The sequence below is a fragment of the Paenibacillus sp. AK121 genome, assembly GCF_019042715.1.
Lineage (GTDB): Bacteria > Bacillota > Bacilli > Paenibacillales > Paenibacillaceae > Paenibacillus > Paenibacillus polymyxa_C.
Map to the genome: position 1 here is coordinate 396,221 of NZ_JAHPJM010000003.1, position 24,196 is coordinate 420,416.

The window sequence follows — 24,196 nt, forward strand, 5'->3', positions numbered from 1 at the left end:
ACCTTTAGGCAATGGCACATGGAAGTAGGGCTCCCTGCCCCTTTTCCAATAATTGATGATTGCTTTGGCAATAGAAAAATCTCTATGATGAGGTATATACAGAACGTGTGTTCTATATACTTATTATATATTGTAATTTTACTCCAAGTAAAGGAGATATTTATGACAAACAAAAAGGTACTTGATAACAAGCATAAAGCTCCTTTGCCTTCTGAAGAAGACGCAGGACTGATCAAGATGTGTGTACTTCTAACTCTTGTGCTAGATGTGTTGGAACGAGACATTCGTATTATGAATATCTCTCCTCTAAAAATGCCCGATTTGTATATTCGTAGCCTGACTGAAGTACAACAGCGCATAACTGTTCAATTAGCAGAAACAAAAGCGCGAATGAAAAGACAGGGAGTGAAAATATACAGCGAAATCCGAAATCATGAAGGCGTAGAGGTTTTGTATGTATGCCGCGGTTACCAAAGGCGATTTTTCATGCTTTCATCCTTTGCCCGCAGTGAGGTTCGGCGTAAACTCGGATACTACCTGGGAATTGATCTGACCCAAGACTATGCCCCCTTATAATCTCGCCTTGCCTACTTGCCTAAACAAAGAGAAGATTTTAAAGCCCATTGGTTACATAGCAAATAATTTGGCTCGTATTTTCAAAAAGGAGAAATCTAAAATATGAAAAAAAAGAGCAGAGCCGCATAAAATGCTGGCTCTACTCATAATTACAACAGACTGATCGCCGTGTTGCTTAGTTGTTGGATTGATCAGCCGTTGGCTCAGGATAGATAACCTCGTCAGGCTGAGTTTTTGGAGCACCACTCTGGTTCTCTGATTCAGAAGGTGTCTCCGGTTCGTTTTCAATAGAAGGTTGCGATGTATCTGTTGATGGCACATCGTTATTCTCATCAAGCGGTTCGATCTCTGCATCTGTGTCAGGAACAGCAGGAGCTGTTTCCTCTGGTGGAACCTCCTCTTGATCTGTTGCAGGCACCTTAACCTCAGGGACATCTTCTTTCTTGACCTCTGGTTTGGACGGAACTACTGGTCTAGCAGAACGTGGAAGCTGTTCTCTTCCGACTTCGGTCGGCACATACTTTTGGTTAAACCAGTCAGTCACGAGGTGACCCGATTGGCGGGAATAACGCCCTGGCAGTTTACCTGTAAGACTAGATACCGTAACTTTCACAACGCCTTCCGGCTGTATAAAATGCTTATTCTTAAAAAGCTCAGGCTGGTCCTTGACCGCCTCATTCATGATCAGTGCCCACACAGACTGTGCTCTGGTGTGACCTTCTTGAGATAATGTATTAACCTGTTGGCGATAACCAGCCCAGACGCCTAGCGTAACGTCAGGTGTGTATCCCATAAACCACACATCACCAAAGTTCTGTGTCGTACCCGTTTTACCCGCGATATCAATGGTACCGTAGCTTTTAAAAGCTTTTTGCAGACGTTTGCCAGTTCCTCTCGGGTCTGATATAACGGTTCTGAGCATATCCGTCATCAAAAATGCGGTTTGCTGTGAATATACACGCTTTGTCTGTGGTTTAAATTCATATACAATCTTACCGTTGGCATCTGTAATTTTACTGATCAAGTGAGGGGCATTATACACGCCCATATTGGGAATTGTCCCATATGCTGCGGTCAGTTCTTCGACGGATACCCCCTTACTAAGTCCACCTAGCACTCCTGTTTGAGCATGTTCATCCTGTGGTTGAATCGTTGTAATTCCAAGAGAACGCACAAAATTCCAAGCGTTTGGAATTTTAACTTCATATAAAAACAGCCTCAGTGCAGGGATGTTGATTGACCGATTGAGTGCTTCACGGGCTGTCATAAGCCCTCCATACCTTCTGTTATAATTTTTAGGAATATGATAACCCTTACGTCCGTCTTTCAATATGATTTGTGAATCATCAATAAGACCGGCGGGCTGAGTGTAGCCCTTCTCCAAAGCAGGTAAGTAAGCAGCAATAGGCTTCATGGCAGAACCGGGCTGACGTGTCATTTGAGTTGCATAGTTCATTTGCTCGGTATTAAAATCCCGGCCCTCGATCATACCGAGGATAGCCCCTGTCTTATGATCAATCATGATTGCTGCAATCTGTTCTAGCCCCTTCTTCTTACTATATGGAGAAAAATTTTGTGGATTGGCTGCAATCTGCCGCATATTGCTATAAATTTTTTTATTTATCGTTGTATAAATTCGATAGCCGGATCGTTGCAACTCTTCTCGCGTATTTTGAAGAAGTTCAGCATGCTCAGGCTTAGAAATCTCGGCTGCCGTGAGATTCGGATTTTGCTGGAGTGCTAACAACTGTGCGGCCTCCCGCTCTGTTTCCAGCATCAAATAAGGGAATGTGTTATAGCTTTTTTCGCGATGCGGTGCAAGAGTCGCTCTCACATCAAATTGAAGCGCCTCGTTATATTCGGACAGCGTGAGTTTGCCTGTTGCCAGCATTCTTCCCAACACAACGCGTTGGCGCTCCATCGCTTTATTGAAACCTTCTTCATCAAAATTCCCTTTACCATCAAAAGCGGAATAAACAGATGGCAGCTGTGGAAGACCTGCCAAATAAGCCGCTTGAGCAATATGAAGCTTATGTAGGTCACTTACATTGAAAATCCCTAACGAAGCAGACTTGATTCCATACAAATTGTAACCAGCGGAACCATTACCAAAAGGCATTTTATTTAAGTAAGCCGTCAATATTTTGTCTTTGCCCATAAAACGCTCCATACGTAGTGCCAGCAGCATTTCCTTCACCTTTCGGCTGTCCGTTTTATCCAGACTCAGGAAAACTCTTCGGGCTACCTGCTGTGTCAGTGTGCTGCCGCCAGTTTGGCGGTTTTCATTCAAAAGCTTCTGCTTGACAGCACGAGCCGTCCCCTTTAAATCTACACCATCGTGCTCATAAAATTGGCTGTCTTCCGTTGAAATGAGGGCATCCACAATGGACTGAGGAACATCCTTCAGGTCAACGAGCTGTCGGTCCTCCTCCATGCGCATTCTTCCAACCGGAGTTACCTGATCATTAAAAAATACAAAGCTGGTCAGAGCATTCTCATTTACCTTTTCATATATCAATTGACGTGATCGTACAGGTTCATCATGAACCAGTGCCGCCACATAACCGGATATAAGACCTCCGGCAAACAGCACTCCAAGTACACCCGCAAGCGAGAACCACTTGATATTAATCAGCAAAACTCTGCCAAAAATGCGCCACCTACTGCGTTTTTGAGATGATGGTCGACGTTTTGGGTTCATAAAAATGGTTTTCTCCCCTCAATATTCATTCATTTCCACTTGTTTTTGTTCAAGATAATATGATACGCCATGCTAGGTTTCCCGTAAACTGTAATGTTCCAAAAAATACATTTGTATTAGGAACACTTGTTCTGTATATAATACTACTATAAGAGTATACGTTCAAGAATATTTTGGAATATGATCAATTACATATCAGGGAAGGAGACCAACATTGTGAAGGAGCGTGGAAGTAGAACCATATTTCTAGCGGACTGTCAAAGCTTTTACACCAGCGTCGAAAAAGCGGATAATCCCACTTACCAACATAAGCCGCTCGTTGTGGCCGGTGACCCTGCACTTCGTTCAGGCATTATTTTAGCTGCGTGTCCGCTGGCAAAAAAACTTGGTATATCCACTGCAGAACGTCTGGGAGAAGCTGTAAAAAAATGTCCTGACCTTATCATTGTACGCCCGCGCATGCAGCATTATATCGATGTCTCATTAAAAATAACAGAAATTTATAATGAATATACGGATTTGGTTGAGGTTTTCAGCATTGATGAACAATTTCTAGATATGAGCGGAAGTCTCTCCCTGTTCGGAGATCCGATGAGCATTGCAAGTGAAATTCAGCAGAAAGTGCTCGCACAAACAGGAGTATGGATTCGAATTGGTATCGGTCCCAATAAAATGCTGGCTAAAACCGCAACAGATATATGGGCTAAAAAAAATGACAGCGGCATTTTCTTGTTGCCTGCGTCTGACATTGCAACTTTGCTGTGGCCCCAACCAGTACGTCTTATGTTCGGTATCGGTTCGCGTATGGAACGACATTTGGAGAGGCTTGGACTGTATACCATTGGGGACATCGCCCGTACTCCCTTACCCCGGCTTCAGGACAGATTCCGCTCTCATTTCGGCAAACAGTCCAACATACAGGCAGAGGTGATATGGCGAACTGCTAACGGGATCGATCATAGCCCGGTTAAGCCGGAAACATTTGAGACACCTCCTAAATCCATCGGTCATATGATGACTCTTCCCCGAGACTATCTCCAGCCTGCGGAAGTGGAAACCGTTCTGCTCGAGCTCACCGAGGAAGTATGTCAAGACAGCCGGCGCAAAGGGTATATGGGGTATGTCGTTACTGTCAGTTGCATGTGCAGCCCGTTTGAGTCGCCGACCGGGTTTTCGCGCCAGATGAAGCTGCCCGATCCGACTAACAACACGAATAAAATTTACAAAGCCGCCAAGGAAATTTTCTATAAATTTTGGGATCGCATGCCGGTAAGGCGATTGGGCGTTAGCCTAAGCAGTCTAATGGATGCGGAAACGTACCAGGTTTCCTTTTTTGAAGATGAGAAACGGGCACGCTCCCTAGAGAAAGCCACCGACAGCATTAAGGAGCGCTACGGCAATACGGCGATCGTAAGAGCCTCCTCCCTCACTCATGTCGGCCAGGCCCTGGAAAGATCCAGGAAGATTGGGGGGCATTATAAGTAAGACATTAAATAGATTTACTGTACAACCTGAAAGGATTCTGGATCACACAAATCTATTTAATCATCGACTCATATACCCTAACCATCTGTAGCCGTACTGCATGTACAGTTCTTAATTCTGAATATTCTCAGAGCTTGACCAGGCTAATCAATCCCACTCCGACCATGATTACCATAATGCCAGCCAATAGACGAAGCCATTCCCCCGGGCTCTTCTTTTCCCTGAAAATCAGAATACTGCCAACGCAGGAGATGGCGATACTCGCCTGAGAGATGGGAAAACTGGCAGCGACCCCAATAAGCCCATTCGAAATAAATAGCGCCAAATTCGCTACGCTCCACGACAAACCCGTAGACAAATTGCGCAGCACCTGAACCAGATGGAGCTTCTGCCCTCCCTTACAGTTCATTAAAAGCGCTGAACACAACATGCCAAGTGATTGCGGTAAGATGACCGACAGACCGGAGACATGAAAGATTTGATTAATAATAACATACAAGGTTAAGGCTATACCTGAACAAACCAACATGACAAGAATTTGAAGGGGCAAGGGCTTGGACAAACCACTTGATCTCCCCTGATAGCTCGTCAGCAAGATGCCACACAAAATAAATATAAGCGCTGCTGATCCAATACCAATTTGGTACCTAGTCGTCCATTCGCCCAAGATTAGTGCTGCAAAAAGCGTCGTTCCCATGAGTTGCAGCCCGCAAATAATAGGAATGGCCGTTGAAACGCTTACTTTCTGGAAAACTTGAAATTGAAGCAACTGTCCTACGGACCAAAACACACCAGAGACAAAGCTCACAATAAATGGTGTGACTTGAAAGTTAACAGGTGAGTACGAATACAGGCACAGTGCGAACAATACGGCACCGATGACCGTCCCCATCAGTTGCTCGCGAGGACTGGCTTTTGTCAGTTGCGCCAGTATTGGCATGAATCCCCAGCCTATGGCTGGAATAAAGGCAATGAGTGTATCCACATGCAGTTCCCCTCTCGTAAAGTGAGTTCTTCCGTGCAATCCTTTAAAATACCATGCAGGAAAAACCAACAGCTTTACGATATCAAAACAACCCTACCTCAAGCACCAGTATTTTTAGAAGATATATATAGTAAAATCAAAGAATTTTTTCACGATAAGCGCTGGGGGAAATGCCCATCATATTTTTAAATGCCCGCGAAAAGGTCAGTTGATCCGAGTAACCGACAGAATTGGAGATTACTTGAATAGAGTAACTGGTATCCTGTAACAGCTCGCATGCCTTTTTAATCCGAATGTTCATTAAATACTGCTTCGGTGTTTCACCTATTTCCTGCTTAAAAACAGAGGTCAAGTAATTGGGGTGAAGTCCGAGATACTCTGCCACCTCACTAATTTGAATGCCACCGTTGTAGTTTTTCTCCATATAGTTGATAGCTTGAACTGAATAGGGAAGCTCTTCTTTCACAGGCATCGTTTCACCTGATTCATGCACCAACTTGGCAAGAATATGGCACAAATAGCCCTGAATAGCCAAGGATGAAGAAAGTGTATTATTCCCTATACGAAGCATTTCAAGAATAGTCGAATGAAAAAAAGTGATGTCTCCGATACTTACCACATACGGATTATCCTGAACAAGAGAGATATTCTGCAAGTACATTTCGGATTTGATCCCCATAAACCCTACCCAGCTGTACTCCCATGGCTCGTACTCATCAGCTTGATAATAAGCGGCCTTATTGGCAGGGATTAAAAAAGCCTGTCCCTTCTCTATGTTATATGTTTCCTTATCTAATACCAGCTTGCCTCTACCCTTTAATACAAAGTGAATAAGATTGAAATCCCTGGCGATAGGTCCGAAATCCTGGTTGGGAGAACAAGGCTCCGATCCACAATTATACAGAATTAAATCTGTAATATTTTTATGCTTTGAACTGGTACGTGTATCTACAAATTGAATCATATTGTCACCCATCCCTAACCTCCATGCTTCAGAATTTTATAGTTAACCAAGGACGGTGTCCTCGTAACAAATATAGCATAAATTAAGAAGCATATTCTAAGACCTAAAATGAAACCTTGATCTGTAAATGTATACAATAATCTTTGTTTTTACTATCTTCTACTTTAGAAAAATCATGTACTCCTTCCACAGCTTTTGTTATTCTGTATCTCAAGATAACGCTTACAAGTCCTCATAACAAAATATCATAACAGGCTGTTATAATCGTCAATTTTTGAAAGGGGTTAAAATATGCTTACTTCTGCAGCTGCAAAAAATAACGACAAAGTCAGTTTAAAAACACTTATCTCTTACTCACTGAGTAGTTATGGGATGAATGTTATTTACAATTTAACCGCCGTTTATCTCATGTTCTTCTATACTGACAGCTTCGGATTGAATGCGCTTGCAGTCGGAACATTGCTGATGGTGGCACGGGTGATTGACGCGGTCGTTGACATCTTTATTGGCATTGCAGTCGACAACACGAATACGCGTTGGGGGAAATTTAGGCCTTACATGTTCATCGGGGCTTTCTTGGTAACACTCACCACCTTGGCGCTTTTCCTCAGTCCGGACCTTTCTTCCGCCGGGAAGCTGGTTTATGCCTATGTTACCTATATCGCTTGGAGCATTAGCTATTCCATATTGGACATTCCGTATTGGTCACTGTCCGCCGCCATAACCAAAGATGCTGCAGAACGAACCAAGGTCGTGACTGTCCCTCGTACGGTTGCAAGTGCTGGCTTATGGACGGTCAATGTCGTAGCGTTTCCCCTCGTCCATTTCTTCAACGGATGGGCTGGAGCCGTTGCTGTACTTTGTGGTCTGTTTTTCGTCTGCATGATGTTTACGGTGTTTGGCGTAAAAGAAAAACACGTAGTGCCTCGACATGAAAAACAAACGTTAAAAGGAGTACTACGCCTTTTCTTCATTGAAAACCGACCTTTGCGGCTGTTGATCATCTCGTTTTTTATTATCGAAATGACTGCCAACATCCGTAATGCGTTTACTCTGTATTATTTCAAATACAACCTAGGTGCCGAAGCATTCATTCCACTGTTTATGGGACTAACCGTGGGCTTTCAAATCGCAGGCAACGTCGCAGTTCCGTTCATTGCCAAGTGGATCGGCAAAAAAGGCACTAGCATAGCTGGGGTGCTAATCACCTCCATATCCATGATAACCCTTTTCTTCTGCGGAAACTCTATTTTACTTGTCTTTATTCTCAGCTGTATCATTTCTTTTGGCGTGGGGCTGAACTATGTTGTCATGTCCACAATGCTAGCAGATTGCGTCGATTATGGAGAGTGGAAAACAGGAAACAGATCAGAGGGGATGGTTTTCTCAGCTAACGTTTTTCGGGCCAAATTGGCGGCCGCAATCGGCAGCGCCGTGGGTGGTTATGCGCTAGCGTTGGCGGGTTACCAGCCCAATATAGTCCAAACAAATACAACTCTTATTTGGCTCACACTACTATTTACAATTATTCCGGGGGGTTTGACATTTCTCTCCGTATTTCCAATGAAAAATTATGAGCTGACGGAAACAATGAACAGAAAAATTGTCCAGGAGGTTCGGGCAAGACGGGAACAAGGTGAACCATCCGTACAGTAACCGGATTCTGATCCTTCAGGTAAGGTTGAGGGTCGAACAAACCTTTTCATAAACACATCATTAAAGGAGTCTTCCATATGAACTTATCCAAGTCTAAACAGAAGCTGAACTGCATACCTAGACCAATTTGACCGTTTTATCGAACGCAGCTACCGCCCCGTGCGGCGAATTCAATTGTCAGGCGCCTGGGGCAGGGAGCGCCTTCAGCACCGAACAACGGTACGTCCAGGTGCACAGACCATGGAATGTTCTATCAAAATTAGCGGTCATTACAAATAGAATTTCACACTAAGATCACTGCCTATTGCCCGGGGAATGAAATACAAAAACCTAAAATAAAGTCAAAAAGGATCGCCTAAACATCAGGCAATCCTTTTTATCTATGCTTCACATAAAACATAGAAAGTGCTTTGAAGCCCCCCTTCGAACAGCAATCAACGGAACATCCCCCATAGCTTGATCAGATGGAACGTATTGGACGGATCAATTTTTTGTGCCAATACGAAGGCGGTCAGTTGCTCCTCCTGTGTAGCCGTCAATCGCTCGTTTAAAATAGCAGAAGTGGTTTTCACAAGATGGCGCACCTTAGCTTTGTTTTGCAGATCTGCTTTGGTCACGCCCTCAATCTGCTGCTTAACCCGCTCCTTGAGCACACGATTTTTCATTTTCAACTTAATCCGCTCCACCAGTTGCGGACTAATTCCATATTGCTGATAGCTCAATGTTGCCACACCTCCCATATCATTCGGTCATTCCCAAATATATGACGGCCAGCCTGTCCATTGTGCCTATCTGTTAAAAACGTTTAGAGCATCCTCATCATTCATCATGGGTCAGTCGATAAGATCCCCTTGGAAAATCTGCTCTTTTTGCAAATAACCGCGAAGTGCTTCATACTGCGGAGATGTCCAAAAAGAGGAGTCTTTGATCAGATCCGTTGCATCCTCACGTGCCTTTTCCAGCACCTCAAAGTCCGCTACCATATCTGCTAACCGAAACTCGGGCAACCCGCTCTGCTTGGTGCCAAAAAAGTCCCCCGGCCCTCTCAAATCCAGATCACGTCTAGCAACCTCAAAACCATCATCCGTATCGGTCATAACCTTCATCCGTTCCTGACCAACCTCCGACTTAGGATCAGCGATGAGTACACAGTATGAGGCATGTGCGCCCCTTCCAACACGTCCACGTAACTGATGCAACTGGGACAATCCAAAGCGATCTGCATCCATAATGATCATTAGCGTCGCATTGGGCACATCTACCCCCACCTCTACAACCGTGGTTGAAACAAGTAGCTGAACCTCATTTGCATAGAAGGAACGCATAACTTCTTCCTTTTCTGCAGGAGTCATTCGTCCGTGCAACAGCCCAACGCGATAATGTGGAAAAGCCTGCTGCATTTGGATATGCAGATCGATGGCATTCTGTACGTCCAGCTTCTCTGACTCTTCAATCAACGGACAAATCAGATAAGCCTGCCGTCCCTGATCTACCTCACGAGAAATAAAACCGAGCACTCGATCCATCAGTTCGTGCTTCACCCAATACGTAGAAATTGGAATACGTCCCTTGGGCCGCTCTGATATCGTAGAAACATCCATATCACCAAAAGCAGTAATCGCCAGCGTACGCGGGATCGGTGTGGCCGTCATGGTCAGCACATCGGGATTGTAGCCCTTGCGGCGCAGTACACTACGCTGGTTGACTCCGAACCTGTGCTGCTCATCCGTCACAACTAGTCCAAGCTGGCGGAAATACACATCCTCCTGAATAAGGGCATGCGTGCCCACCACAATATCCAGCAGACCCATTTGAAGAGCGGCAAGCAACTCCTTACGCTTCTTCCCAGTTGTACTTCCTGTCAGTAATCCCACGCTGATTCCAAAGGGTTCAAACAGCTTGTGAAGCGACCGCATATGCTGCTCGGCCAATATTTCGGTTGGCACCATCAGTGCTCCCTGAAAACCAGAACGTACTGTTGCAAATAAACCGATGGCAGCAACCACTGTTTTCCCCGACCCAACATCCCCTTGAAGCAGACGGTTCATACAATAAGGTGAGCGTAGATCATGCAGTATTTCAAGCTCAACCTTCTTCTGTGCATCCGTTAATTCAAAAGGCAAAGCCCTCACAAATTCACGGATCGTGGCGTTATCCACCGTATGCACCACCCCGTCCGCTCGACCACGATTTAACGCCCGGAATGCCTGCATTTTCAGCTGGAATAAAAATAGCTCCTCATACACCATTCGTCGCCGAGCCTCTTGTCCCTCTCGATTGTCCTGAGGTTGGTGAATACCTGCAATGGCCTGCTTGCGTGGCATCATACTATACTTGCGTACCAGCAGATCTGGCAATATCTCGGGAATCATTTCACCAAACTGCTGGAGCGTCTGATTCATTGTTTTTCGCATCCAGCTCTGCGTAATCTTTCCACCTATAGAGTACACCGGTTGAAGTGTCCCTGAACGGGCCACTCCTTTATCAGGGAACTCAGAGTCTGCAACAGTCATCTGCATGCGCTTGAGATCCCATTTACCAGTCACCACAATTTCACGACCTGATGTTAGCTGATCCTTCAAAAAATGCCGATTAAACCATGTTGCAGTAAACATCCAATCCTCAGCCATCAATTTACAAGTCAATCTTGATTTGCGTCCGTAACGCTGAAGCACCGGAATGCCCATAATTTTCGCCTGTACTGTAATCTTATCTCCGTCCTTCACTTCGCTTAGCGAGCGCAGCCGGTAATCTTCATACCGAAACGGATAATATTCCAGCATATCTTGCACGTTAGAAATGCCAAAAGCGTGAAGCTCTCCCTCTTTGAGAGCACTCACGCCGTGTATTTGTTTTAATGGTATTTGATCCAATTGCAGCATATTACCTCTCATCTCCGGCCGGCCATGCAAAAATACCAATCGTTCCTGGTCCCACATGAGTTCCGATCACAGCGCCAAGTTCAGTATATATTTGATCGCCCAGCTCAAAATGCTCTGCCAGCTGAGCCACGAACGCTTCTGCCGCCGAGCGATCTGCCGTATGACCCACAGCAATATTAATTTTTTGGCCTTTTAAATCCCGCTCCAGCAGTTCAATAATTCGTACTGTCGCTTTTTTATTCCCTCTCGCCTTATCAGCCGAATAAATAATACCTTCTTTGTCAATCGAAAGAATTGGCTTAATGTTAAGCAACGTACCAACCATAGCCGCAGCCTTGCCAATACGTCCGCCTTTTTGCAAGTATTCCAGTTTATCCACCAGGAAATACAAACAACGGCGTTCCCCAAGACGTTCCACACCCTGAATAATTTCAGTCGGGGATTGCCCGGCGGCCGCCAGCTCTGCAGCATAAACCACGAGCATACCGTATCCGTACGAGGCCGACTTGGAATCCATAACGGTCACTCTATCTTCATGCTTCTCCAACATGGATTTGCCCAGCAGAGCGGACTGGTACGTTCCGCTCACACCGGAGGATAAATGGATCGAGATAATCTGGCTCTCGGGGTATTGCTCCAACAGCTCCGTATACGTCTCCAAAAAACGGGCTGGTGATGGCTGTGACGTTGTAGGCAGTTCATCAGCCCGTACCAGTTCGCTGTAAAACTGTGCAGCTGACATCTCAATACCATCCAGGTAAGCTGTGCTACCGAACATCACTGTCAATGGTACAATGACTATGCCGAGACGATCTGCTATTTCCTGTGGAATATCAGCCGTGCTATCCGTCAAAATGATAGTTCTCATCAGTCAGACCTCCTTTGTAGTGGACTACCATGGGCGTGCTAAAGCACATCAGGTTTCCACTGAGAACAGATAAGGATAAATCGGCTGACCACCTTCATGAACTTCCACTTCAACATCCGAATAATTTTCTTCAAGCCACGCAACAAGCTGATCTGTCTCTTCTTGTTTTGCATCCGAACCTGTAAGAATCGTAACAATTTCATCGCCATTCACCAGCATTTTCGCCAGCAAAAGACGGGATGTTGCCATTAATTGCTCCTCAGTCGCCACAATTTTAGAATCCTGAATACCAATGTAGTGGCCCGCTGTAATATGCAGATCATCAAGTGTCGTATCCCGTACCGCATAGGTCACTTGTCCAGACTTCACACGGGTAACTGCGTCCCGCATATTATCTTGGTTTACCTCAAAGGCTTCTTCCTCTTGGTAAGCAAATGCTGCTGCAATGCCCTGAGGAATTGTTTTGCTCGGAATAACCGACACCAAACGTTCCACCTCTAGCAATTCACGCGCTTGTTCAGCCGCCAAGATTATATTGGAATTATTCGGCAGAATAAAAATATGTTGAGCCGCAATCGAGCGAGCCGCATTAACGAAGTCCTCTGTGCTCGGATTCATTGTCTGACCACCCGAAAGGACAACATCAACACCCAAGCTTCTAAAAATATCAGCAATCCCTTCACCAGAAGCCACAGCTATAAAGCCAAAGGGTGCCAGCTCATGAGCTGGGGGCTCAGATGGCTCCTCCTCACGTGCAGGCTCTGTTGGTATTTCAGCAAACCACTCAGGCTCAGGAGCACCATCCATACCTGCAGACAGCAAATCACGATGCTGCTCGCGCATATTCAAAATTCGAATCTGCGTAATTTCCCCATAACGCAGCGCAAGATTCAAGACTTCACCTGGAGCCTTAGAATGCACATGAACCTTGATAACATCATCGTCCGAAATAACGATAATCGAATCACCGTCTACTGACAACGCTTTCCGGAAAGCTTCCTCATCAAAATTTGTACCTTGCGCTTCGCCCAATTGTCGATTAATAAAAAACTCCATATCATACAAAAATTCAATATTCTCCGTTTCGAGCTTCGCCTGCGCAGAAATCGGCGCATCTGGGGACGGAGCAACAGGCGCAGAAGTAGGTCTCTCCGATACATAAGGAGCAAAAACCGGACGTACACTATCGCCTTTTGAAGTTGGAGATGTCACCAATCCGCTTCCAAGATGCTGCATAAACCCTTCATAAATATACACAAGCCCTTGTCCACCCGAGTCTACAACCCCTACTTGCTTCAGTACAGGGAGCATGTCCTGCGTCATGGCAAGTGTTTCCTTTGCTTTGGCAAGCACTTCTTCCATCAGTTCTGTGATGTCGTTCGTCCGGCGCGAGAAAAACACAGCATGTCTGGCCGCTTCCTTCGCTACGGTAAGAATTGTACCCTCCACCGGCTTAACCACCGCCTTGTAGGCCGCATCCACCCCGCTCTGCAATGCCGATGCGAACTGAAGGGTATTCAATTCCTCGTATGGGGCAGCGTAACGGCTGAAGCCACGGAACAACTGAGACAGGATAACCCCTGAATTGCCGCGGGCCCCCATCAGCAAGCCTTTGGATAAGATGCCGGACATGACACCGATGGAGGAAGAATCTCCTCTCTTCAATTCCGTTACGCCCGCGCTCATCGTCAGATTCATATTGGTTCCCGTATCACCATCTGGCACCGGGAATACATTTAGTGAATTGACATGCTCCGCATGCTGCTGTAATTGTTCCGCCCCGGCTAAAACCATCGCGGTAAAGTCTGTTCCATTCAAAGAACGATTACTCAAGAGAATTCCCCTTCCTAGCTTAATACAATTGTTTTACAATCCATCTTCACAACACTTGTTCAAGGTTTAATTGAATTATACTAAAGCCAGACGACGAATACGAATGTCACCCTTTCGTAAGCTTCCGTAACCATCCTCTGGTTTCTTTCTACAGCTCATATAATATGAAAAACCAGTCAACTACCCAACAAAAAATCATTGGCCGGAATAATGATTATGGTCCCGCCTCTGAACTGCCCGGCATGACTGGAATAAGAATTCACATTCCATTAAAAAACAAAATAGTCGCAGCAATAGCTATCCCATATTGTACTATAATGCGAAAGAGAAATAAATAAAGTTTTTGAATCAGTTGACGGAGCTTTTTTGACTATGATATTATATTTAAGTATTGTTTTGTTCAGGTTAGTGACTTATAAAGTCCGGCTGACCCAGTCGGCCTGAAGAGCGACCCATTCCATATGGAGTTTGGTTATTTTCAGAATAGGAGGTGGAATCATGTCTCGTAAATGTTCTGTAACAGGCAAAAAGCCTGGCAGCGGTAACCACGTATCTCACGCTAACAACCGTAATCGCCGTACTTGGGGCGTCAACGTACAAAAAGTTCGCATTCTCGTTAACGGTAAACCGAAACGCGTTTATGTCAGCACTCGTGCATTGAAAGCCGGTAAAGTGACTCGCGTGTAGTCGTAAAAAATATCGTTATAAACAAAAGGCACCTCGTTTTAAACGGGTGCTTTTTTGATTATTCGAATAATATCCCACTGATTCAAGAGGACAAAATGTCAGGCACCTTCCCGCGCGTTTCTGTCGTTTACTGCCGAGCTATCAATCTGCTGTGCCCGGGAAGCGTGCCTCCTGTGTACCTTTAGCCTTCATCCTACATCCTGTGTTAACGTTACTTTGATTTCAGTTCTTCTGGAATGTATTCAAAATGGCTTTGACGAATCCACCCAGAAATTTTGGCAGCTTGATTGTGTAAAACTTCATGCCTCACCCTCCCCATCATCCTCCTGCATCCGTTCTCTGTAGTTTATGCAACCTGTCAAGGGTTGTTGCCCCACAAAAAAAGGCTACATGAGAATCCCGCTCATGTAACCATATTTATGCACAACCATCCCAGGCTATACCATCAGACAAGTCCGTGAACATAGAGATATGCTGAGAGTATAAAAATAAACAAGATATAATAAAGCACACTGCACACCACAAAACCGATGCGCAAACCACGCCGTTCATTTTTACGAAAATAAAACAGGACAATAAGAACAGCCAAAAGTGAAAGAATGGCATTCCAAGGTGTCTTCACTAGCGAGAAACAACTGAGGGTCAAACCGGTCATCATACTCGCTAAGGTCATCCACAGTGCTTCAGTTAGCTTCACTTGGACAAATGAGCGACACTATCCCGAATAGCAGTAATAGCCGCTGCACGGTCCGCTCTGCCGTATACTGCACTACCTGCCACTAATACGTCAGCACCTGCTTCAAATACGGCTGGTGCCGTCTCTTCCGCAATACCTCCGTCCACCTCGATATGTACGTCTGGACGACCCAATTCGTTCAACCAAGCACGGATTTGTCTGATTTTATTCAACGTCTCTGGAATGAAGGACTGGCCTCCAAAACCAGGGTTAACCGTCATTACAAGAATCATATCCACATTGGGCAGCACTTCCTTGATCGCGTATGGTGATGTCCCCGGATTGAGAGCCACTCCTGCCAGAGCGCCTTGCTGCTTGATCAAGTGAATGACACCATGCAAATGAACACAGGCCTCCGCATGAACCGTGATGATATTGGCTCCTGCCTTCACGAAATCACCGATATAACGTTCAGGCTGCTCAATCATCAGATGAACATCCAGTGGGAGAGTTGTATGCGGCCGAATAGCCTGAACGATAGGGGGGCCCAGTGTAATATTGGATACAAAATGACCATCCATAACATCAACATGAATCCAATCTGCCCCCGCTGCTTGGACTTCCGCGACTTCACTGCCCAAACGAGCAAAATCAGCGGATAAAATCGACGGTGCTATTTTTAACATATGCTCAATACCTCCGCTTTTTTTCTTTTAATTCCTGATAAAATTGCAGATAGCTATCATATCGTCCTTGTGAAATATGTCCTTCTTCCAAGGCCCCTCTTACTTTACAGCCAGGTTCGTGAATATGCGTACAACCTCGAAATTTGCATCCTTCTGCATATTGTTGGAATTCTCGAAAACAAGGCGATAACTCATCCACACCCAGCTCCAAAAAATCCAGTTGGCTAAACCCTGGTGTATCTGCTACAAACCCACCGTTGTCTAATGGAATCAGCTCCACATGACGAGTCGTATGTCTTCCTCGTCCCAGCTTATTGCTGATGGCGCTCGTCTCCAGCGTTAACCCGGGCTCCAAAGCATTTAGCATGGAGGACTTTCCTACACCTGACTGACCGGAAAACACGCTGATTTGGCCGGCCAACAGCTTCTTGAGCTCAGCCGTCCCCTCTCCGGTACGGGCGCTGGTTACCAGCACCTCGTAACCGATCTTCCGGTACATTTCCTGAACCTTCAGCACCGTATCATCCTCTGAAGGACTGCCTTCATACAAATCGCGCTTGGTCAGACAGATAATCGTATCCAGCCCGGCGTGCTCAATATGGATTAAAAATTTGTCCAGTAAAGGCAGGTTTAAATCCGGCTCACGCAGGGAAAACAGCAACACAGCCAGCGTGGTATTAGCCACAGGAGGGCGAATTAGCTCCGTCGTACGCTTTCTAATCTCCTTGACCATACCTTCCCCGTTTTCAGTCAGTTCGTAAACGACCCGATCACCGACAAGGGGCGTAATCTCTTTTTTCTTGAAAAGGCCACGTGCTCTGCATTGTACCGTAGCTTCGCCGGATACCGGACGCCCATCCTGATCCAGGCTGGAGACATAATAATATCCGCTAAGCGCCTTGACGATCAGACCTTCAGGCATGTGTAAGATGTCCTCCTTCATAATGTTCAAGTTTCATTGTGTGGAACAGGTTAAGCTTCTTTCTCTAGTAAGTTTACTGATGCTGCACAGCCTCGATCACTTTGTCCTTCTTTTTGTAGGAACCGTGACCAAGGTTGTTCTTTTTGCTAACCGCTAACTCACTGCGCGTAACTCCTGCGGAATCGGTTCCTGGGGCAAAAGCAGAAGGGTCACCATCACCTTCTGTTCCCTCCTGGTTGTTAGAGTCGCCTCCACCATTACCGTTATCATTAGAAGATTCCCCGCTATTTCCTTCCTCACCGTTTCCATTTCCATTCTGCGAGGAAGTACCACCAGATGAATCAGTCGGTGATGTTCCTGCAGGTGGAGCAATTTGAGGCATCGTCACCGTTCCATTTTTTGCATCAATATAAGAAACAGGATACGTGTCAACAAAAGCACCATCTCTAAATACGGAGACGACACTGTCTTTGTTAGGGGCCATCAGCAGGTTGATCGTAAACGTCTGTGTCGTATTAATCGTACGGCTGCCCCACTCCTGATTTTCTCCACGTGCATCTGTATAAGTGATACGAATTTTACTGTTCTTGCCCTCTTCCTTCGGCGCCACAGGTACATTAAACGGTAATGTAATTGCTTCTGGCGGATAACCCGTACTTACATAAAACGTAATTTCCGTATTTGGAGGCAAATCACTGCCCGCCTCAGACGGCCATTGTTTGGTTACTTTTCCTTTATCCTGCTCATAGCTAAATTCCTCTTTAATTGAGCCTACCTTCAGCCCCGCCTTTTTGACCTCATTTTCCGCCTGGTTCTGCGTCATTCCTACTAGATTCGGCATTTTAACAGTGGCAGCGCCTTTGCTGACTGTGAGCACTACCTGAACCGAATCCTTATCAAATGGCTCATTTGCAGCGGGTGTCTGACTAAGGACGGTTCCTTCAGCCTGATCACTGAACTGCTCATTTTGCTGAATCTGCGTTTCCTTAATTTGCTGGGCGGTCAGTAGCTTGACAGCATTCTCGTAACTTTGCCCTTTGACATCTGGCATCGGGGTGAGCGGCTTGGCAATTCCGACTTTCAGACTAATCTCCGTTCCTTCCTTGACTAAAGAGCCTTCAGGGTAGCTTTGATAAAAAACAACTCCTGGTGCAATCCCCTCTTTATATTCATGCTGGATTGGATCGTCAATGACTAGTCCTGCTTTACTTAGAGTGACCTTCGCTTGGTCTTCTGTTTGTGTCAGTACACTTGGTACTTTCACATCAGCCACGACAAGCACACTTTGCACATAGTACACCACGCCGCCCATGCACAAAAGTAGCACCAACACTAGTGTTACCCAGAAGATCGTTTTTTTTCTATTTTTCTTGGACGATTGCTTGCTCGGAAGCTGTTCAGACTCACGAGGTTGGACAGGCACATCGTCACCACTGGAAGACACACCTAGTTGTTGAGGCTTAATAGCTGGGATAACCCGTGTTTGGTCCTCATCATCCAAATGTGTAAACTCCAGCTTAGATTCATTGCGCCGCCCCGGTAGCAGACAGGTTTCCAAATCTCTTAGCATTTCGTCTGCCGATTGATAACGTTCCTCCGGATTTTTGCGCATCGATTTTAAAATGACATTTTCTACACTTTGTGGAATCAACGGGTTAATTTTACGCGGTTCCTCAAATTCCTCTTGCAAATGCTTGAGTGCCACACTAATTGGGCTTTCTCCCAGAAAAGGAAGCTGTGCCGTTAGCATTTGATATAAGACAATACCTAAAGAATATAAGTCCGATTTTTCACCGGTAATGACACCCTTTGCATGCTCAGGTGAAAAATAATGAACAGAACCCACAACAGAACCTGTCTGGGTAATTGTCGTTGACGTAACAGCTCGAGCAATCCCAAAATCGGTTACCTTAACCCGTCCATTACGTCCAATTAAGATATTATGAGGCTTAATGTCTCGGTGAATAATCTGATTTTGGTGGGCATGTTCCAGCGCATCACAAATCTGGGAAGCAATCCGCACTGCTTCATCCACTTGTAATGGCGCACGTTCTTTAATAATCTCATTCAAATTTTTGCCTTCAACGCATTCCATTACAATATAATGGATTTCATCCTCTTGGCCGACATCATAAATACTGACCACGTTCGAATGAGAAAGTGAGGCTGCTGACTGTGCCTCGCGCCGAAACCGGCGAATAAATTCCTCATCATGAACAAATTGCTGACGCAACACTTTAACCGCGACATTGCGATTCAGCAAAATGTCTTGAGCCTTATAAACCAGCGCCATACCGCCGCCACCGATGCGCTCAATAATTTCGTATCTTCCCCCAAGCAGGTGCCCGATCATGCTTCACACCCCTTTTCACTCAATGAAACCGTGTTGTCGGGCAATTCAAACAAAGCTACAGTAATGTTATCGTCTCCACCGGCAAGCAACGCCAGGTGTAGCAGACGATCCGCACGTTCCTCCAAAGGATTTTCTGCGGCACCTACTACCTTACTGATCTGTTCTTCTGTTACCAAATTGCTTAATCCGTCACTGCATAGTAATAGCACATCGCCTTTTTCCAGCGTAATGGTGTCAATGTCCACCTTCACCTCGGAATCAGTTCCCAATGCCCGTGTCAGCACATTGCGACGGGGATGGTTCTCCCGCTCTTCCTTACTGATCTGACCGTTTTTGAACAACTCATTAACCAAAGTATGGTCTTCTGTAAGCTGACGTACCGTACCTTTGGATATGACATAGGCGCGACTGTCACCGATATGTCCGATAATTCCAGATGCATCGTTGAGCAAAACGGCAACAACCGTCGTTCCCATATTATGATACTGGTCATCGCGCGCAGCCGTTTGGAAGATGACTTCATTGGCATGCAAAATAGCGTCGCTGAGCGCCGCCGTCAAAGAATGTGCGGATAACCCGCTCTCCAGCGTCGCCAAATCAGCGGCAAGTGTCTCTACCGCAAGGCGGCTGGCCGTATCACCGGCCAGATGCCCCCCCATACCATCGGCAACAATTCCAAGAATATAGCCTTGCTCCAAGTGCCTGATCCAGGCAGAATCCTCATTTACCGAACGCACACGTCCGACATGGCTGACATGAACTGTTTTGATCAAATGGTTTCACCCCAACTCCATATGCTTTGCACGCAACTGACCGCAAGCAGCGGCAATATCGTGACCCTGTTCACGCCGGATCGTCACATTGACGCCTTTTTCGGCAAGAATACGTTGAAAATTAAAAATATCACTGCGCGATGTGCGCACATACTTGCGCTCAGGCACATGGTTGACTGGAATCAAATTGACGTGACACAGCATGTCCTTCAACACATCCGCAAGCTCTTCAGCATGTTCTGCCTGGTCGTTCACTCCACCGATCAAGGCATATTCGAATGAAATTCTCCGCCCCGTCTTAGCAAGATAATAACGAAGAGAATCCATAACATCCTTAAAAGGATAACGCCGATTTACAGGCATTAGCTTCGAACGCAGCGCATCATTAGGCGCATGAATGGATATTGCCAGATTAATTTGTGTATCCTCGTCAGCAAATTTATAAATATTGGGCACAATGCCGCTGGTTGAGACCGTAATATGACGTTGACCAATATTCAGGCCTTTTTCATGAATCATTGTACGTAAAAACGTCATTGTCGCTTCATAGTTCTCAAAAGGCTCACCCGAGCCCATAATTACGATACTGCTCACTCGTTCATTCGTTTTATCCAGAATTTTCTGAGCCTGCACCACCTGTGCAGTAATTTCGCCAGCCGTCAGGTTTCTTTTGAGACCCCCAAGCGTCGAAGCACAAAAAGTACAGCCAATCCGGCAACCTACTTGAGTCGTTACACAAATACTGTTTCCGTAATTGTGTCTCATGATAACCGTCTCAATAGCATGGTCATCATGTAAACCAAACAGAAATTTAACAGTACCATCTTTCGATTCCAACTTTGTAATTTCGTGAAGCGTCACAAAACTGAATTGCTCCTCCAGCTTTTCTCTCAGCGCCTTGGACAAATTCGTCATCTCACTGAAATTATTGACCCGCTTTACATACAGCCAGTCAAAAATTTGTCCTCCCCGAAAGGCAGGCTCACCATTATTTTTGGCCCAGTCCTGAAGCTCTTCCAGTGTTAAATCGTATATAAAAGGTTTCATCAATATTTGCACCCGTTCCTTCTTCATTAAGTTCTGTTTAATCGCAGACAGTGTTTTTCATTCTTCCTATTTTAGCACAAATCCCTGAGGGGGTAAAAATTTTTCATCTTCATGCAAAAAACCGCCGGAAGTGTCCGGCGGATTGTGGAAATACTGGTGGGCAGCTACCTGGAATTCTCTTCCGATCTACTTTACCCGGCGCAGACGCGCGATATAAAATCCGTCACTGTGAAAATGCTGCGGTAACAGCTGTACTGAGCCTTTCTGTATACCATCCATTTCGTGATTCACGTCTGGAAAAGAATGATCCTTTGCCAACTCATACTCTGGATGTTCGCTTAAAAACCGAGCCAATTGTCCTTCATTTTCATCAGGCTCAATCGTGCAAGTGCTGTATACCAGAATACCACCCGGCTTCAACAGTCCGGCCACACTATCCAGCAACTCGTGCTGCAGTTGAGTAATATCGCGAACATCCTCCGCAGTTTTGCTCCAACGCAGATCAGGTTTACGGCGAATTACCCCAAAACCGGAGCATGGTGCATCCAGCAAAATACGGTCAAAAGAAGCCGGAGCATATCGTTCCTTTAAGTCCAACGCATCACCGGTAACCGTCTCAACAGCATCCAGACCAAGCCGACTCGCTTGCTCACGGATTAATTGATGCTTATGGGCATGCAGATCATTCGCAACGATCCGGCCGCGATCCTTCATCAGCTCAGCCATATGAGCTGTTTTGCCGCCTGGAGCTGCGCAGCAATCCAGCACTGTCATGCCAGGCTCAGGAGCGACCGCTTCGGCAACAAGCATGGAGCTTTCATCCTGTACAGACAACAATCCGTCCGTATACCACGAGGTAAGCGCCATATTTCCGCCGCTACGAACAACAATCCCATAGGGGCTAACGGGCGAAGGAACGGCATCAATCCCTTTTGCAACCATCTCGTCCAGCAGCTTATCACGACTGGTCATCGTCGTATTCACTCGTACACTGACCGCAGGGGGCTCGTTATTAGCCTTGCAGATAGCCTCAGCTGTATCGGCACCGTATTGCTTGATCCAGCGCTTAACTAGCCACTGTGGATGGGAATGTTCTAGAGAAATCCGTTCCTCTGCTGACAAATCGTCAGGAATGCGCAGCTTGTCCGGCTCACGCAGCATGCTGCGAAGTACGCCATTGACCATACCGGAAATCCCCTGATGCCCGCGCCGTTTGGCAATGGTCACTGCTTCACTAACAACTGCATGATCCGGAACTCGATCCAGATACACCAGCTGATACACGCTCATCCGCAGCAATGAACGTACCCAAGGCTGAAGCTTGGCCGTTCCTTTTTGAACAAATTTATTCAAAAAATAATCCAGTGTATTTCGGCGTGCCACTGTACCGTATACAAGTTCCGTCGTCAAACCAACGTCACTTGCAGATAAACCTGCCTGCTGAAGCCGGCGATTGAGCTCAAGATTGCTATACGCGCCCTCTTGCTCCACACCGGTCAGCACATCAAGTGCAACTTCCCGCGCCGTCTGTTTGCGAGTCTTGCCTGATCTGGTCCCCACTCCCTTGCGTTGGTCTCCCTGACGGGAGTGTCCCCCGCTCATCCGAGCACCGTGCCGGGCTTCATCTGTCCACCGCGCGCAAAGGTTCCGGCTTCCATAACCTTCTTGCCTGCCGGTTGAACCTGGGTCAGCCAGAGGGTGCCTTCACCTGTCTGCACCTCAATGCCACGAGCGGTTAATTGAAGAACCGTGCCGGGTGCTGGAGCATTTGAGCCACTCGCTTCATTATTTATGGAAGGCTGCTCCGCAGCCCATATTTTAAAAACATTGTTCTCCCAAAGTGTAAACGCGCCAGAAAAAGGAACCAGACCGCGAATCCGGTTGTATATTTGCTGCGCATTATCACTCCATGTAATGCGCTCATCATCACGGTTCAGGTTAGGGGCATAGGTAGCCTCATCCTCATTTTGCGGTATACGGTCTGATTGCCCTGCCAGCAACTTGGGCAGCTCGTCCTGCAAAAGTCTCGCTCCGGCTACGCTTAGCTTCTCAAAAATTGTGCCCGATGTATCCTCCGGCTCTATAGCCACCTCAACCCGCGATATCATATCGCCGGTGTCCAGCCCTTCCGCCATATACATTAGCGTTACACCCGTCACTGTTTCACCGTTAATAATCGCACGCTGGATCGGTGCACCTCCCCGATATCGGGGAAGTAACGAACCATGCACATTCAGACAGCCGAAACGAGGCAAGTCTAATACGGACTTAGGCAAAATTTGACCGTAAGCTGCGGTGACGATCAGGTCGGGACGCAACTCTGCCACCTGAGCCACTGCTTCCGGCTGCCGCAGGCGGGTCGGTTGCAGCACAGGTAATCCGCGCTTTTCAGCCGCTTCCTTGACTGGTGTAGGCGTCAATATTTTTTTCCGTCCTTGTGGTTTATCTGGCTGAGTAATTACACCGACCACGTTATATCCGTTGTCCAGCAACATATTCAGCGATGGGACTGCAAATTCAGGTGTACCCATAAAGATAATACGAATGTCTTGACTCATCGAACCTCACTCCCCTGCCTGACGGTTCGGTCCTGGCTGTTCCAGAGCAACCTCATATACTTTTTCTGCAATATCCGTGAACAATACTCCATTTAGATGATCAATTTCGTGCTGAAAAGCACGAGAAAGCAATCCTGTCGCTGTAACGGTAATAGCCTTGCCCTCGCGATCCAGTCCCTTGACTGTAACCTTCTCGGCACGACGTACATCTCCGTTCAACCCTGGAATACTCAGACAGCCTTCAGGTCCCAATTGTTCTCCTTCTTCGGCCACAATTTCTGGATTGATCATTTTAATCAAGCCATGCTCGTCTCCAGCATCTACAACGATGAGTCGCTTCAAAATACCTACTTGTGGAGCAGCAAGACCTACTCCTTCTGCTTCATACATCGTATCAGCCATATCGTCCAGCAGCTTTTGCACATTAGGCGTAATTTTTGTAACTTCCTTTGCTACTTTATGCAATACGTCATCCGGCTCCAACACTATAATTCTAATTGACATGACAACAGAACACCTTCCTCTTTTTCCTTCATTTAGGCTT

The 24,196-nt window shown here is 46.2% G+C and carries 20 protein-coding genes; 4 read left to right on the plus strand and 16 right to left on the minus strand.

The annotated features are described in order from the left end of the window. Window positions 1–162 precede the first annotated feature (162 nt). The gene (locus tag KSP24_RS08210) at window positions 163–576 is read left to right on the plus strand and encodes a YhjD family protein (RefSeq protein ID WP_013371828.1); all 414 of its coding nucleotides are present in this window, start codon (window positions 163–165) and stop codon (window positions 574–576) included. A gap of 175 nt (window positions 577–751) precedes the next feature. Here KSP24_RS08210 and KSP24_RS08215 read toward each other — a convergent pair whose 3' ends face one another. Further along, window positions 752–3,277 (minus strand): transglycosylase domain-containing protein, encoded by a 2,526-nt coding sequence (locus tag KSP24_RS08215; protein ID WP_216974880.1) that lies wholly within the window; start codon window positions 3,275–3,277, stop codon window positions 752–754. 180 nt (window positions 3,278–3,457) lie between these two features. Between KSP24_RS08215 and KSP24_RS08220 the strand changes: the two genes are divergently transcribed. Then, window positions 3,458–4,762, plus strand: coding sequence for a DNA polymerase IV (locus KSP24_RS08220; RefSeq protein WP_216974881.1), 1,305 nt, complete (start codon window positions 3,458–3,460; stop codon window positions 4,760–4,762). A 127-nt stretch (window positions 4,763–4,889) separates the two neighbouring features. Here the strand turns inward: KSP24_RS08220 and KSP24_RS08225 are convergent, their stop codons facing one another. Together KSP24_RS08225 and KSP24_RS08230 are read right to left on the minus strand one after the other, a co-directional pair. Next, window positions 4,890–5,747, minus strand: a complete 858-nt coding sequence (locus tag KSP24_RS08225; protein ID WP_216974882.1) for a GRP family sugar transporter — start codon at window positions 5,745–5,747, stop codon at window positions 4,890–4,892. A gap of 136 nt (window positions 5,748–5,883) precedes the next feature. Beyond that, a complete protein-coding gene (locus KSP24_RS08230; RefSeq protein ID WP_013371832.1) occupies window positions 5,884–6,723 on the minus strand; it encodes an AraC family transcriptional regulator in 840 nt (279 codons plus the stop codon). Between the two features lie 279 nt (window positions 6,724–7,002). On the opposite strand from KSP24_RS08230, the gene KSP24_RS08235 reads away from it, so the two are divergent. Further along, window positions 7,003–8,367 carry an MFS transporter gene (locus KSP24_RS08235; RefSeq protein ID WP_216974883.1) on the plus strand — a complete coding sequence of 455 codons (1,365 nt, stop codon included), beginning with the start codon at window positions 7,003–7,005 and terminating at the stop codon, window positions 8,365–8,367. A 434-nt stretch (window positions 8,368–8,801) separates the two neighbouring features. On the opposite strand, the gene KSP24_RS08240 is transcribed toward KSP24_RS08235, so the two are convergent. The 4 genes from KSP24_RS08240 to KSP24_RS08255 form a co-directional block, all read right to left on the minus strand. Continuing rightward, entirely contained in the window at window positions 8,802–9,089 is a 288-nt protein-coding gene (locus tag KSP24_RS08240; RefSeq protein ID WP_013371835.1) for a stage VI sporulation protein F, read from the minus strand. Between the two features lie 111 nt (window positions 9,090–9,200). Beyond that, complete coding sequence (gene recG / locus KSP24_RS08245; RefSeq protein ID WP_064962888.1) at window positions 9,201–11,249, minus strand: ATP-dependent DNA helicase RecG; 2,049 nt, start codon at window positions 11,247–11,249, stop codon at window positions 9,201–9,203. 1 nt (window position 11,250) lies between these two features. Then, on the minus strand, window positions 11,251–12,117 hold the full coding sequence (locus KSP24_RS08250; protein WP_216974884.1) for a DegV family protein: 867 nt from the start codon (window positions 12,115–12,117) through the stop codon (window positions 11,251–11,253). 48 nt (window positions 12,118–12,165) lie between these two features. Beyond that, window positions 12,166–13,950, minus strand: coding sequence for a DAK2 domain-containing protein (locus KSP24_RS08255; RefSeq protein WP_165079663.1), 1,785 nt, complete (start codon window positions 13,948–13,950; stop codon window positions 12,166–12,168). Window positions 13,951–14,448: 498 nt separating this feature from the next. Here KSP24_RS08255 and rpmB point away from each other — a divergent pair, with 498 nt between their 5' ends. Further along, window positions 14,449–14,637, plus strand: coding sequence for a 50S ribosomal protein L28 (gene rpmB / locus KSP24_RS08260; RefSeq protein WP_013310881.1), 189 nt, complete (start codon window positions 14,449–14,451; stop codon window positions 14,635–14,637). Window positions 14,638–14,859: 222 nt separating this feature from the next. On the opposite strand, the gene spoVM is transcribed toward rpmB, so the two are convergent. From spoVM to def, 9 genes are all read right to left on the minus strand, one after another. Beyond that, complete coding sequence (gene spoVM / locus KSP24_RS08265) at window positions 14,860–14,940, minus strand: stage V sporulation protein SpoVM (RefSeq protein WP_010345573.1); 81 nt, start codon at window positions 14,938–14,940, stop codon at window positions 14,860–14,862. A 390-nt stretch (window positions 14,941–15,330) separates the two neighbouring features. Beyond that, on the minus strand, window positions 15,331–15,999 hold the full coding sequence (gene rpe, locus KSP24_RS08270) for a ribulose-phosphate 3-epimerase (RefSeq protein ID WP_013371840.1): 669 nt from the start codon (window positions 15,997–15,999) through the stop codon (window positions 15,331–15,333). Between the two features lie 4 nt (window positions 16,000–16,003). After that, window positions 16,004–16,921 (minus strand): ribosome small subunit-dependent GTPase A, encoded by a 918-nt coding sequence (gene rsgA, locus KSP24_RS08275; RefSeq protein ID WP_216974885.1) that lies wholly within the window; start codon window positions 16,919–16,921, stop codon window positions 16,004–16,006. Between the two features lie 73 nt (window positions 16,922–16,994). Next, window positions 16,995–19,274: a Stk1 family PASTA domain-containing Ser/Thr kinase gene (gene pknB / locus KSP24_RS08280; RefSeq protein ID WP_216974886.1), complete on the minus strand. Its 2,280-nt coding sequence runs from the start codon at window positions 19,272–19,274 to the stop codon at window positions 16,995–16,997. Next, window positions 19,271–20,047, minus strand: a complete 777-nt coding sequence (locus KSP24_RS08285; RefSeq protein WP_016822348.1) for a Stp1/IreP family PP2C-type Ser/Thr phosphatase — start codon at window positions 20,045–20,047, stop codon at window positions 19,271–19,273. Before KSP24_RS08285 ends, pknB begins: the two co-directional genes overlap by 4 nt. 6 nt (window positions 20,048–20,053) lie before the next feature. After that, the gene (rlmN, locus tag KSP24_RS08290) at window positions 20,054–21,094 is read right to left on the minus strand and encodes a dual-specificity RNA methyltransferase RlmN (RefSeq protein ID WP_025675760.1); all 1,041 of its coding nucleotides are present in this window, start codon (window positions 21,092–21,094) and stop codon (window positions 20,054–20,056) included. A gap of 186 nt (window positions 21,095–21,280) precedes the next feature. Beyond that, window positions 21,281–22,696 (minus strand): 16S rRNA (cytosine(967)-C(5))-methyltransferase RsmB, encoded by a 1,416-nt coding sequence (gene rsmB, locus KSP24_RS08295; protein ID WP_216974887.1) that lies wholly within the window; start codon window positions 22,694–22,696, stop codon window positions 21,281–21,283. After that, complete coding sequence (fmt, locus tag KSP24_RS08300; protein WP_216974888.1) at window positions 22,693–23,652, minus strand: methionyl-tRNA formyltransferase; 960 nt, start codon at window positions 23,650–23,652, stop codon at window positions 22,693–22,695. Before fmt ends, rsmB begins: the two co-directional genes overlap by 4 nt. 6 nt (window positions 23,653–23,658) lie before the next feature. Next, window positions 23,659–24,156 (minus strand): peptide deformylase, encoded by a 498-nt coding sequence (gene def / locus KSP24_RS08305; RefSeq protein ID WP_058710374.1) that lies wholly within the window; start codon window positions 24,154–24,156, stop codon window positions 23,659–23,661. Window positions 24,157–24,196: the final 40 nt, after the last annotated feature.